Source organism: Thiomicrorhabdus cannonii (assembly GCF_013391695.1).
GTDB classification, from domain to species: Bacteria; Pseudomonadota; Gammaproteobacteria; order Thiomicrospirales; family Thiomicrospiraceae; genus Thiomicrorhabdus; species Thiomicrorhabdus cannonii.
Genome location: NZ_JACBGH010000011.1, coordinates 63,492 through 76,400, shown reverse-complemented (window position 1 = coordinate 76,400; position 12,909 = coordinate 63,492). Strand labels below are relative to the sequence as shown.

Here is a 12,909-nt window from a genome sequence, read left to right as displayed (position 1 = left end):
GACTATATTGAGTACTATAATCACAAACGCATCAAGCAGAAACTCAAAGGCCTGAGTCCGATAGAGTATCGAAATCAGGCCTTGGGTACCGCTTAACTAAAATGTCCAAGTTTTTGGGGTCACTTCAGTTGGGCGGTTTTTTTATGGTAGTAAAATAAACTTGAGATTGTTTATTTTTTAACAACACCCCATTGATAGGTGTACATTAGCTGCCAATTGGTTTGAGCGTGTGAAATCTCAAGGCCTTGGTTTAGGTCACCCGTACCTTTGACTTCTGTAGCTGGTGCGTGTGTCAAAGAGAAATCAACTGTACTGTTTTCGTTGAAGTTGTAACCCATACCTAGCGTATAGTGGCGTTCAACAGTCGCTGGGAATAGTGGATTAACCTCTGCATTAGGTACAGGGTTGTTTGCAACGTTAATACCTGCGCGCACTGTTAGATTTTTATTGTATTGGTATGCTGTACCTAGCATAAATACATTTTGATCTTCCCAGTTTTGTGGCAAAGTCACATCAATTGATGTGCCGGCAAATCCACCGTTTGAAGCGATATTGTCTGCAGTAAATACCATGCGGAAATCTTTCATGGTTTCAGACCAGTTGATGCGTTTAAAGTCGGCAGTCACTAACCATTTATCGGTTGGTCGGTAGGCCATCCCTAGTGCAAATGTTGCAGGCCATTGGAAGTCTTTAACTGCGATCTTACCTGTTACATTGGCTGTAATAGTCTGAATGTTTGCGTCAGGAGTTCCTGTTGTAAAGTATCCTTGGTCACCTTGAACTTGCATGCTAAGCGTTGCATCACCTTTCATATCGGAGATGTTTGTTTTTGTATGATAAGATGCGCCAAATGATAGTTTATCGTTTACTTTGTATGTTAAACCTAGTTTGCCACCAAGGCCTGTTCCTTTGGCTTCCCCAGTGTAGTCACTATTGTCTGAAAAATCAAAACGAGCCCAGTTGACATCAGTCACTAAGCCGCCCGTCATCATTGAATTTAATCCAGTGTACATGGTACCGCTAACATTGCCGCCAGTGGCTAAAGTGCCAAATTGCCCGCCAGACATGTCCATCATAATATCCATGCCTGCCCAGACGTAATCGATAGAACCACCGACAGTCAATTTATCGTTAACTTCCATATTAACTGGGACGATGACGCGACCCACGGAAAGTTCTGAACGGTTTTCTTCACCACTTAGTGCTGTTTGGCTACCCATCATTGACATGCCGCCAGCAAAAAGATCTGATGATGAGGTGGCTTTGCCATATTCGGTTCCCATGCCGCCTTGGCCCAGGATGCCAACACCCCAGGTCAATCCATTTTTCTTGGTGGCATAGCCAAAGCCAGGCATTAAATAGCTTGTACCATCAGAGTCTTGGTCGATCCCGTAAGTACTGTGTTTTACGTTGATATCTGGTCTGAGGTTTCCTATCGCAACTTGAATTTTATTTCCTTCGACTGAACCCATTCCCATTGTGGCGGGGTTGTTCATCATACCGCCTAGGCCTATGTTAAAAGCAGAAGCTGTTCCACCCATCGCTGTTGAAACTGGGCCGTAACCTTCCATGTTCATGCCGTTAGTTGCAAAGGCAGAAGTGCTCACCAAGCCTGCTGTAGCGATTGCCAAGGCTAATTTGGTTTTTTTCATGAGGTAACTCTCTTTTGTTGTTTTATGTGTTTTGCAGAGTAGTTCTGCGTAAGTTCGGATGTAACTATGCCCGAATTTACAGGGGTTGGATAATTAAAAGATTTTGCTTATCTATTAGTATGATTGATTAATTTAATGCGTAATAAATACACCTAATGATGGGATAATTATAACTTGGCGGATGGCTGTTTAAGTTATTGAAAATGAAAAGAAATGTCGTATCGATTTTTGAGCTTTTTAACAGGTTGAATGCCTTAAGCCTAGTGTTGATGTGGTTAAGGTGCTTTTGATTTTTTTTACTGCAACAGTGTTTTTTTAATGCAGGTTAATACGTATTGAATTGGTAACGATCTGCAGGCACTATTTTGCCATTTACATAATAAAAAACCGCCGAATTTCTAGTATGAAAATCGGCGGTTTTTAAAACCCGGCAGGCCGGGTCTGGTTTTAAAAGTGCTGGGTTTTGGTTAAACCTTAGAATTCACCTTTAGAGCCTTTTTGCATCATTTCCCAGATGGTGTCACGCACTTGCATAGTGGCTTCTTTCAATTCTGGAGGCATTTTTTTGCCCATTTTGATCGCCATATCCATGTTCATTGAGTAGATGTGCAGGCCGTCTTCTTCTTCAATGATGTTTACGCGGCAAGGTAGGAAACCACCCATTGCAGGAGAGAAGTCGACCATTTTACGCGCAGTTTCTGGGTTACAGAAAGACATTACGTGAATGCGTTTTGAATCGATGCCGCGCGCTTTCAATTCTTCGGACAGCGGCAGTTCACCTACGTTTTTGATGTTGCGGTTTACACCTACTGCGTTGATTGCGTCAACTACGTCCTCGAAAGTCACGCCTTCTTGAACTTTAACTTCCCACATGGTGGCGTCGGCGATGTCACCTTCAGCGTCTACCCATTTGTCCCAAACTTGCATGAATGTTTCGCCAGCACCGTCTTCCAGGTTGCCGATTGCGTTGATGGTGCCGCAGCCTGACAGGGTAGTGACGGCAGTAGCAAGAAGAGCAGCTTTGATTGCAGTAGTGAATTTCATTATTGTTGTACTCCGTTAAAATAACAAGGGGGTTGGGTGTTCAACTTAGGGGATTGAGTGCCCAACGTATTTATTTGTCAGCCAGTAGATTACCTGCATCAATTACAAAAGAAAATACTAATTTTTTTGTTGGCTAATAACTTCTTTTTATTAGCTAATCCTAATACTCTAATATGAGTTAAGCCTTATGTGCGTGAAATCCTAATGAAATGAGTAGGTTATTGAGCGCCGTATTTTTTCCGGGAATGAAGCGGTGCTGATGCCATTCGCGATGAATGGGGTAATTGCGGCGATACTCTTCGTAGTTTTTATAGGTGTCTTCGATGTTTTTCCGGCGGATGGCAAGGTCGTCGTTGCGCGGATCGTAAACGGTTTTGAGGGTGGTGTAGAGCTGCTGTTGCAAGCTGCCCTCGGTGTTGAGTGTGATTGCCGGTGGGCGTGCCGGTAACTGTGTGTGCCAGGTTTCTTGAGGTGTGATTTTCCAAAACTGGCAGAGCTGTGTGTACACCATGCTGCCGCCGGCGATTTTGGCGTCCAGCGAGTGCCCTGCAATGTGCGGCGTGGCCAGATAGGCTGACTGGTAGAGGGCTTCGTCAATGTGCGGCTCGTTTTCCCAGCAGTCGATGACATTGGCGAGGGTTGGGGTGTTTTGCCATGCACTTTCATCAATGATGCCGCCGCGCGCGGCGTTGATAATCACTTGATCCGGACGGATGCTTGCCAGACGCGTTTTGTTTAGGAGGTGATGCGTCGGGTGCTTGCCGTCATGGGTTAAAGGGGTATGAAATGTAATCATGTCGGCTTGCAGGCAGGTGTCCAGATCAACAAACTGTTCCGCCTGTTGCGGATGGGCTTCGGCTCTTGGTGGGTCGTTCAATAGGCAGCGAATCCCGAGTTTTTGGGCTTTGTCGTAGACCAGACTGCCGACATGGCCCACGCCGATAATGCCGAGGGTTTTTTCTGTGAGTTCAAACCCTTTATGTTCGGCCAAATCCAGCAGGCAGGTCATAATATATTCAGCCACCGAATTGGCGTTGCAGCCCTGGGCGGAATAGAAGTGGATGCCGTTGTTGTGTAAGTAGGGTTGATCGATATGATCAAGGCCTACAACGGTGCTGCCCACGAATTTAACCGGAGTGCCGTTGAGCAGTTCGGCGTTGACCTGGGTGCGTGAGCGTACCACCAGCGCATCGGCATCCATGAGGTGCTGGCGTGAGATATCCCGGCCGGGCATCAGGGTGACTTTTCCAAGGTGCGAAAACATGGCTTCGGCATAGGGAACGGCGTCATCAATAATAATGTGTCTGGACATGGTCAAAAACCTGTAAACAAAAGTGAATAACGAATAAATTAGCATATCCAAAGGTTGTGCTGGCAGCGAAAGAAGGGTGAAAGAGGAAAAAATGCGTTCCAAGAGTGAAAATGCTTTGATTGACGGCCCGGCCGGGCAGCTGGAAATACGGTTTCGCGCGGCGGAAAATTCTGAACAGGCCGGGTTGGTGGTGATTAGTCATCCGCATCCGCAATTTGGCGGCACCATGAATAATAAAGTGGTGACCACGCTGGAAAAGGCCTGGCAGGAAAAAGGTTATGCCACCGTGGTCTATAACTTTCGCGGGGTTGGCAAGAGTCAGGGAGAATACGATGGCGGCATAGGCGAGGTTGACGACTTGGTTGCGGTGGTTAATTGGGCGCGAAGGCATTTTGATATGGAGAGATTGCTGCTCGCCGGGTTTTCGTTTGGCAGCTATGTCACCTTGAAAGCGCAGCCTTTGCTGCAGGCCGAACGGCTGATGATTGTGGCGCCGCCGGTGGGGCTTTATAACTTTGCGGCGATTGAAGAGATTCAGGTGCCTTGGGAGTTGGTGATCGGCTTGCAAGACGAGGTGGTTGAGGTTGCCGAGATGATGCAGTGGTTTGACCGTTTGCAGCAAAAACCGACGCTTTATGCGCGTGCCCATGCCAGCCATTTCTTTCACGGACAGCTGTTGTGGCTGAAAAGAATTATTTTATCGGAATATTAGTATTTGCTTATATTTTAAAGTTTGAGTAATATAAGCAAATTCTTATATCTTAATAAGCTTGTGTTATGCAGGTGTTCTCGATAAGGTGTTGATACCCTGATGATGAGAATAATTCCTGAGCGAGCTTGGTATGTAAACAAAAGGATGGTAAAGCATCCTTTTTGTGTTTCTAGGTGAAACGAAGCCGACGGCGGGAATGCAAAAAATATGCATTGTCGTCGAATGGATACATTAATCAAACAAACATGTGAGATGACGGGTGGAGTCATGATGAATCAATCAAAAAAGTCGCAATTTAAATTGACAGCCTTGGCGATGGCACTGACTTTAGTCGCACCGGGAATGGCGGCTGCATCAGGCGGTAAGGTGCTGGAGTTTAAACAGTGTGTTGAAAACACCTTGAACCAGAACCCCGAAATGGATGTCAGCAGAGCGCGCATTGTGCAGGCGGAATCGGCATATAAAGAAGCCAGCCACAGCCGTTTGCCGCAAATCACCGCCTCGCTGACGGCATCCAATTCCGATAATGCCTTGAACGTTTTTGGTATGAAATTGCAGCAGCGTCAGGCTGCTTTGAGTGATTTTGGTTTTGATAGCGTCACAGCAAACGCTTTTGGCAGCGGAAATTATGCGCATGAGCCAAGAGATTTGAATTATCCCGATGCCCATACCGACTTCAATACCCGCATCGAGATGCTGATCCCGGTGTATAACGGCGGCAAAATCACCAGTTATGAAAATCAGGCCAAAGCGATGATTCAGGCGGCGCAGAACGGCGATGAAGCGGTTAAGCAGTTTTTGACATTCAACGTCTATCAGGCTTACGAAGGGGTGCATACGGCACGTGCCTATATTCAAGTGGCCGAGCAGGCGGTGCTGGCGGCGGATTCTTATGTAAAGACCACCACCAATCTGGTTGAGCAGGGCATTCTGGTGCGTTCGGAATTGTTGAGCGCCAAAGTCAACCAGTCGAATGCGCGCATGGCCTTGGAAAAGGCACAGAACCAGGAAAAAATCGCGTTGGAAAGCCTGAAAACCTTGATGTCTTCCGAATATCTTGAAACCGTCGATGTCGGCGCACGCGTGGATATTTCGTTGCCTGCCGACAATGTCGACGATCTGGTTGCGATGGCCTTGTCCAAAAACCCGCAATTGGAAGCGAAACGTAACGAGGTGAATTCGAGTTTTGCTGCCGTGGGTGCGAGCAAGGCGGGGTTGTATCCGAGTTTTAATCTGATGGCACGCCAGGACTGGAACGACGATACCCTCGGTTTTGACAGTTCCTCCTACACGGTTGCCGGTGTGGTTTCCTGGAAAATCACCGATTTCGGCGTGACCTCCAGTGGTGTGGACCGCGCCAATGCGGCGGCGAAAGCCCAGGAGGCGCAATTGCGCTCACAGCAGAATCAGTTGCGTTTGAGTTTGCTGACGGCTTGGAACACGTTGCAAGTGGCCAGAAAGCAGGTGCGCGTCAATCAGCTGGCGGTGGAAGAAGCGGAAGAGGCGCAACGATTGATTTTGAAGCGTTACTCCAACGGTGTGGCGACGATTACCGAGGTGTTAGCCGGACAGGCCCTGTTGGACAAAGCACGGGCTGAGCTGGTGGCGGCGACCTTTGAAAAGAATCTGCAAACCGCCAAGTTGCGTTTGGATACCGGCACCTTGCGTTTGGATATGTTGTAACGCAGAAGATTTGAGCGCATGACGGGGCAGGGTGGTTCCGTTATGGCAATGAGGCATTGATTGAAAAATAGTTTATTTAAGCATTTGAGGTTCAGTATGAAACAGTTCACCAAAAAACACTTGATGAGCGTGTTGGCCATTTCCGCCATGACGGCTGTGATGGCCGGTTGCTCGTCCGAGAACGGGCAGAATGCGGAGCAGGCCGCAAAGGTACAGACGCAGCAGACCATTGAGGCGACGGTGATGACCGTTCAATTGGGCAGCGTGCCTTTGACGGCGGTCGTGCCGGGCGCCGTGGTGTCGGATCAGAAGGCGCAGATTTCATCGCGTTTGATCGGATATATCAAAGACTTGAATGTGAAAGTCGGCCAGGAAGTACAGCGTGGAGAGTTGCTGTTCAGCATTGATTCGACCGATATTAAGAGTCAGATCAATCAGGCTAATTCGGCTTATCAGCAGGCGGTTGCCGCCTTGGAAGATGCCAAGCTGGATTACGACCGCTTTAACAAGCTGTTCAAGGAAGACTCGGTTTCCAAGCAGCAGTTGGATAAAATCCGGCTGCAATACAGTGTCGCGCAGGAAAACCTGTCGGCGGCCAAGTCCGGATTGGATCAGGCCAAATCACAGTTGAACTATGCCAATGTACGCGCGCCCTTTAACGGCGTGATTGTCGAAAAAATGGCGGAAGCGGGGGCTTTGGCGTCACCCGGTCAGCCGATTGTGGTGATTGAGAACCTGCAAAGCGTGAGCGTGCAGACCGAGGTGGCGGAAGACCTGTTTGCGGTATTGCGCGCCGGGGATGAAGCCACGGTGGTGATCGACTCGCAGCCTGCGCCTTTGAAAGGCACGATTTACACGTTGGTGAGCGCAGCCAATCCGAAAACACGCACTCATACGGTTAAATTGAGTCTGCCGGCGATTAGCAATGTGAACAGCGGTACTTTTGCACGCGTGAGCTTCAAACGTGGTGAACGTCAAACCGTTTTGGTGCCGCAGTCGGCGGTCATTACGCGCGCCGGTATTGAAGGTGTGTTTGTGGTGCGTGACAACAAGGCCTATTTCACGATGGTGAGAACCGGGATGAAAATGGACGGCATGATCGAAATCCAGGCCGGTTTGGACTTGGGCGAGCACATTGTGGTCGACAATAATCAAAGTTTGTTGAACGGTGATGCGGTTGTGGCGAAAGCGGCGGCCGGTCAGGGGGCGTAAGCATGGCAGACAATCAGCATACGGCAGCGGATAAGCTGAACATCGCCGGCAAGTTGGCGAAGTGGTTTATCCATTCCAAAATTACCATGATGATTATGATTGCCATCACCCTTGCCGGGATGATGGCGTATCTGATTACACCGCGCGAATACAATCCGCAGATTGTCGTGCCGGCGGCCAATATTATTGTGCCGAAGGGCGGCGCGACGCCGGAGGAAGTTTCCAATATGGTGGTCAAGCCGTTGGAAGCGATTATGAACGCTTTGCCGGGGGTGGATCACACCTTCGGTTTTGCGGCCAACGATTTCGGTGTGGTGACGGTGCAGTTCAAGGTGGGCGAGAATCAGGTGGACAGTTTGGTGAAACTGTACAACCAGATGATGCAGAACATGGACAAGATGCCGCCGGATACGCAGCAGCCGATTATCCGCCCGATTAACGTGGATGACGTGCCGATTATGACGTTGGCGATCACCTCCGATGTAATGTCGGGTTACGACCTGCGTGATGTGTCGTTGAAAGTGGTTGAAAACCTGCGCAATATCCCGGGCGTGTCGTTCACCGAGGTGGTGGGCGGTGATCGCCGCGCGATCAATGTGTGGTTGGATGCCCAGAAAATCGCGTTGACCGGTCTGACATTGGAGCAGATCAGCGAGATGCTGCAGGGCAGTAACGTGTCCATGCCGGTAGGGGCGCTGATCAATAACAACCAAAACCATCTGGTGCGTGTGAACGGCTATTTGGGTAATGCCCAGGAAGTCGGCGACATTATTATCGGCGCCGACCAAGGTCGTCCGATTTATCTGCGTGACATTGCGACCATTGAAGACGGCGCGCAGGAAGCGGACAGCTACACGCGTATCGGATTTGGCCCAGAAGGCCAGATTCATGCACGCGGCGAACAGCCTGCGGTGACGATCGCCATTGCCAAAAAGCCGGGTACCAATGCGGTGGAAGTGGCCAATGCGGTTCTGGAAAAACTGGAGTTCCTGAAAGCCAGCGTGATTCCGGCCAATGCGGACATCGTGGTGACACGTAATGACGGCGAAAAAGCCAATGCGGCGGTCAACCTGTTGATGGAGCACTTGGGTATCGCCGTGTTGTCGGTGGTGGTGATTCTGGTGCTGTTCCTGGGCTGGCGTGAAGCGGGCATCGTCACCTTGACCGTGCCGTTGATTCTGTTTGTGGTGTTGTTTGTCGGTTTGATTGCCGATCAGACGATCAACCGTATCACCTTGTTCGCCCTGATTCTGTCGTTGGGTCTGTTGGTGGATGCGGCGATTGTGGTTATCGAGAACATTCACCGCCACATTCACGAAGGTTTTGATCCGGAGAAATTCGATGAATTGATGATCAAGGCGACCAACGAGATCGGTAATCCGACCAACGTGGCGACCCTGGCGGTTATTCTGGCGTTTATCCCGATGCTGTTTGTAACCGGCATGATGGGGCCGTTTATGGCGCCGATTCCGTTCAATGTGCCGGTGGCGATGATTGCCTCTTTGGTGATCGCCTATATTCTGGTGCCATACATCGCCTACCGCTGGTTGGGCAAAAAGGCCATCAAGGAGATGCAGGCGCGTGAAAGTCTTGAAGCGCACCATGTGCATCAGGAAGACTGGATGCAGCGTTTGTATGTGAAGTCGATTAATCCGTTGATTGCCAGTCGTACCAAGCGTAACGTCTTCCTGTTTGTGGTGTTGATGGCGCTGTTTGCGGCGATGTTGCAGCCTGCATTGCAATTCTTGCGTGACGACGGCATGAACAATCCGCTGCATCCTGCCGGTGTGGAAGTGAAGATGTTGCCTTACGATAACACCAGTACGTTGTTGGTACAGGTGGATATGCCTGAGAGTGCTGCGTTGGAAGCGACCGACCGTGTCGTGCGTTATGTGGGCTCCACGATTGCCGAAACGCCGCATGTAACGGATTACAGTGTCTATTTGGGGCGTCCTGCGCCAATCGATTTTGCCGCCTTGGTACGTGGCGATTTGATTAAGCAAGGGCCTAATTTTGCCCAGATTCGTGTGAATCTGGTCAATAAGCATGACCGTGACGAGTCATCCCATGATATTGCCATGAGTCTGAATGCGAGTCTGAATGAGATTCGCAAGACTTTCCCGGAAGCGAATATCAAGATTTATGAAACGCCTCCGGGACCGCCGGTGACCACGCAAATCATGGCGGAGTTGTATGGCCCCGACTATGACAAATTGCGCGAAGCCGCGTTGGAAGTGGATAAATCGTTTGAAGAAATCTACGGCATGATCAACGTCGACGATTCCGTAACGGATGATTTGGAGAGTTACGAGATCAATATCGACCGTGAACAGGCCAACCTGCTGGGTGTGGCGCCTGCGCAGGTAGCGAAGATGTTGCGCGACTATGTGAACGGTTATGAACTGGGTTACATGCACTTGGATAATGTGCGTGAGCCGGTGAATATTCTGGTGCGCTTGCCGCGTTCAGAACGTACCGTTGCGGAGCAGTTGCTGTCGTTGCGCGTGCAGTCGCGCTCCGGCGAAGCGGTGCCGTTAACCGCGGTAGCGAGGGTTGAGAAGGTGATTCATGCCAAGCCGATTCTGGATCGTGACCAGCATCAGATGGTGATGGTCGGCGGCGAATTGTTGCAGTCCAGTCCGGTCTATGCCGTGTTGTCTTTGGACAAGATGCTGGACGGCGTGACTTTGCCGAATGGTGTGACTTTCCATACGGCTAACCTCGGTTTCGTTCAGGCGCAACCTAAAGATGTCATGGACTACACCCTGCTGTGGGGCGGTGAAATGCGTCTGACGCTGGACGTATTCCGCGACATGGGGAGCGCGTTTATTGTGGCGCTGATCTTTATCTATCTGATTCTGGTCGGTTACTACAAGTCGTTTATGATGCCGGTGATTGTGATGGGCGCGATTCCGTTGACCATGATCGGGGTGTTCCCGGGCCACTGGTTGACGGGGCAGGCGTTTACCGCCACCTCCATGATCGGGGTGATTGCACTGGCGGGTATCGTGGTGCGTAACTCGCTGCTGTTGATCGACTTTATTTTGGAGTACCGTCGTGAAGGACAGTCGCTGAAGGATGCGGTGATTGAAGCCGGCAAGGTGCGTTTCCGTCCGATTCTGTTGACCGCGTTGGCGATTATGTTCGGTTCGATGATCATGATTACCGATCCGGTGTTCGGCGGTTTGGCGGTATCGTTGATTTTCGGTACGCTGTCTTCAACCGTGTTGACGTTGCTGGTCATTCCGTTGCTGTACTACATCTGGCAGTGGCACGGCGGTGTCAAGCAGCAGGAAGAAGCAGCGCGTTTGGCCGAGGCACAAAAAGCCTAAAGGTTAAAAGCCCCTTAAATGGCTTAAGCGGAGTTCGCTTAGGGTAATTGAAAGCCCCGTCAGGAAACTGGCGGGGCTTTTTTGTTTGGGGCGTTTGACCCGGCCTGTTGAGTTTTTAATGGTGAAATACGTAGTATTTCCCTGTGGGCGGGAGGTATTTTTTGTTACATTAATTTGGGACTAACGTGTGTTAGGTCAGCGGTTTGTGGATTTGCTCACACGCTTAATCGTTTGAAAGCCACTGAAAGCCATCGAAAATCAAGGATGATGCGCTTTCTTATTATGAATGGCGGGTTGTTCTGAAGACAGCAGCTTGCCCAATTCTTGCAATAACCGGAGGACAGAATGTCAAAATTAAAATTGAAGAAAATGATGAGCGCGGTTTTGTTCGGTGGTGCCATGATGGCTGCAGTTGCGCCGGCACAGGCCGAAGAGCCAATGGTAGTTAATGTTTCTGTTATCACCATGGATGTGGCCAATACGATCGCGGTGAATACCATCAAGGCCTGTCGTGAAAAGGGCATTCCGGTGAGTGTCACCGTGGTTGACCGTAACGGCATTACCCAGGCGCAGTTGCGCGACACCATTGCCCCGCCGGTCTCGTTGAGCATCAGCCAGAAAAAAGCCTATACGGCGGTGATGTTTAACGTCAAGGGATCGGAACTGGGTGGTCGTGCCAACAGCCCATTGCAGACGATGGGTGAAGGTTTGGCGTTTATGGCAGGTTCAACGCCGATTCAAGCCGGCGGCAAGCTCTATGGCGCCGTGGGTGTAAGTGGCGCGCCGGATGGTAAAGACGACGAAGCCTGTGCGATTGCCGGCGTCGAATCGGTGCTGGGTGACCTGGAGATGATGTAAGCCAACCCGGCCTGTTCAGTTTTAAAACGATAAAAACCGACCTTTGTGTCGGTTTTTTTATGTATGAAAGCCGTATTTTGATTAGTGTTTACTAATATAAGAGAGCGCTTCTATATTAACTGTTTATGGGTGTAGAAGAATAATAAAGACATTAAATATCAATATCTTAGTAGGGTTTGGTGGCGTTGCTTAATGGCGTGTAAATTTTACTTATCTGTTGATCAAAAGATTTGTTTATAAAAAACCATAAAATTAATTGAAGAGTAATTTTGCTTAAGATTTAATACGTAACACGCCGATCATGGCGATGTTAACAATCGAGGATAGGAAAATGGTTAATGAATCAAAAATCATGCAAATGGTAAAAGCCAAGCAAGTTAAAAAGCAAAAAGGCGCTTCAATGATTGAGTATGCGTTGGTTGTTGCTGGCGTTGCGATTATTGCTGGTATTTTGTTTGGTGGTACTGATGGCGGTACGGTCGGAACAGCGATCGATACTAAAGTAACTGGGATTATTAATGGCATTAATCCTTAAGCGTAAGTGTTTTTTGTTCTGATTATTTAAGGCGGAAGCTGTAATGGTGAAATACCAGAAAGGCTTAGTGTTGTTGGAAACTGCCTATGTACTCCCGTTAGTTGTATTGGCGGGTTTGTTTGTACTTGAGGTTGTCTCTTACTCATTAAACAGCTTAGCTGCCAATGATGTGCTGACAGATGTGCATACGCAGATTATCGCGGATGTCGCGGATGTCAGCAGTTCGCCTGATGGTATTGCATCCGGTTATGCCGTTTGCACAGGAAATAAGGTAGTACTTGATACCAGTAAAAGTGGTGAATTAACAACCCATGTTAAAGGGGCGTTGGAGGCTAAGGGTGTAACCTTTGTAAGTGGTCAGCCTCTAGTAGCGTCCATTAGTGCGCGACCGATTTCGGGATTTGATGTCTATGTCATCAATTTCAAAGGCACGGCCAATAGTTTGGTATTGCCGGATATGTTGGAAAAATTCCTCCCGATCAATGTTGATACGATTGTGAGTATCAAAGACACCTGTACCAGTTCCTAAACTGAATCCTGTTCGGATTCATTGTTTCCATAATCGAATG

11 protein-coding genes are annotated in these 12,909 nt (G+C 49.1%); 8 read left to right on the top strand and 3 right to left on the bottom strand.

The window, feature by feature from the left end:
- Nucleotides 1-96: IS3 family transposase (locus HZ297_RS10525; protein WP_178862039.1), on the top strand; the 96-nt coding region annotated here is incomplete at its 5' end.
- 74 nt (nt 97-170) lie between these two features.
- Here HZ297_RS10525 and HZ297_RS10520 read toward each other — a convergent pair.
- The 3 genes from HZ297_RS10520 to HZ297_RS10510 form a co-directional block, all read right to left on the bottom strand.
- Entirely contained in the window at nt 171-1,652 is a 1,482-nt protein-coding gene (locus tag HZ297_RS10520) for an OmpP1/FadL family transporter (RefSeq protein WP_178863549.1), read from the bottom strand.
- A 474-nt stretch (nt 1,653-2,126) separates the two neighbouring features.
- Nucleotides 2,127-2,696 (bottom strand): DUF302 domain-containing protein, encoded by a 570-nt coding sequence (locus tag HZ297_RS10515; RefSeq protein WP_178863547.1) that lies wholly within the window; start codon nt 2,694-2,696, stop codon nt 2,127-2,129.
- A gap of 178 nt (nt 2,697-2,874) precedes the next feature.
- Nucleotides 2,875-4,008: a 4-phosphoerythronate dehydrogenase gene (locus HZ297_RS10510; protein ID WP_178863545.1), complete on the bottom strand. Its 1,134-nt coding sequence runs from the start codon at nt 4,006-4,008 to the stop codon at nt 2,875-2,877.
- Nucleotides 4,009-4,099: 91 nt separating this feature from the next.
- On the opposite strand from HZ297_RS10510, the gene HZ297_RS10505 reads away from it, so the two are divergent.
- The 7 genes from HZ297_RS10505 (at nt 4,100) to HZ297_RS10475 (ending at nt 12,869) form a co-directional block, all read left to right on the top strand.
- Nucleotides 4,100-4,720: an alpha/beta hydrolase gene (locus HZ297_RS10505; RefSeq protein WP_178863543.1), complete on the top strand. Its 621-nt coding sequence runs from the start codon at nt 4,100-4,102 to the stop codon at nt 4,718-4,720.
- A 270-nt stretch (nt 4,721-4,990) separates the two neighbouring features.
- On the top strand, nt 4,991-6,403 hold the full coding sequence (locus tag HZ297_RS10500; protein WP_178863541.1) for a TolC family protein: 1,413 nt from the start codon (nt 4,991-4,993) through the stop codon (nt 6,401-6,403).
- Nucleotides 6,404-6,499: 96 nt separating this feature from the next.
- Nucleotides 6,500-7,615 carry an efflux RND transporter periplasmic adaptor subunit gene (locus HZ297_RS10495; protein WP_178863539.1) on the top strand — a complete coding sequence of 372 codons (1,116 nt, stop codon included), beginning with the start codon at nt 6,500-6,502 and terminating at the stop codon, nt 7,613-7,615.
- Nucleotides 7,616-7,617: 2 nt separating this feature from the next.
- Complete coding sequence (locus HZ297_RS10490; protein WP_178863537.1) at nt 7,618-10,947, top strand: efflux RND transporter permease subunit; 3,330 nt, start codon at nt 7,618-7,620, stop codon at nt 10,945-10,947.
- A gap of 345 nt (nt 10,948-11,292) precedes the next feature.
- Nucleotides 11,293-11,805, top strand: a complete 513-nt coding sequence (locus HZ297_RS10485; RefSeq protein WP_178863535.1) for a GlcG/HbpS family heme-binding protein — start codon at nt 11,293-11,295, stop codon at nt 11,803-11,805.
- 331 nt (nt 11,806-12,136) lie between these two features.
- Nucleotides 12,137-12,340: a Flp family type IVb pilin gene (locus tag HZ297_RS10480; RefSeq protein ID WP_178863533.1), complete on the top strand. Its 204-nt coding sequence runs from the start codon at nt 12,137-12,139 to the stop codon at nt 12,338-12,340.
- A 43-nt stretch (nt 12,341-12,383) separates the two neighbouring features.
- On the top strand, nt 12,384-12,869 hold the full coding sequence (locus tag HZ297_RS10475; protein ID WP_178863531.1) for a hypothetical protein: 486 nt from the start codon (nt 12,384-12,386) through the stop codon (nt 12,867-12,869).
- Nucleotides 12,870-12,909: the final 40 nt, after the last annotated feature.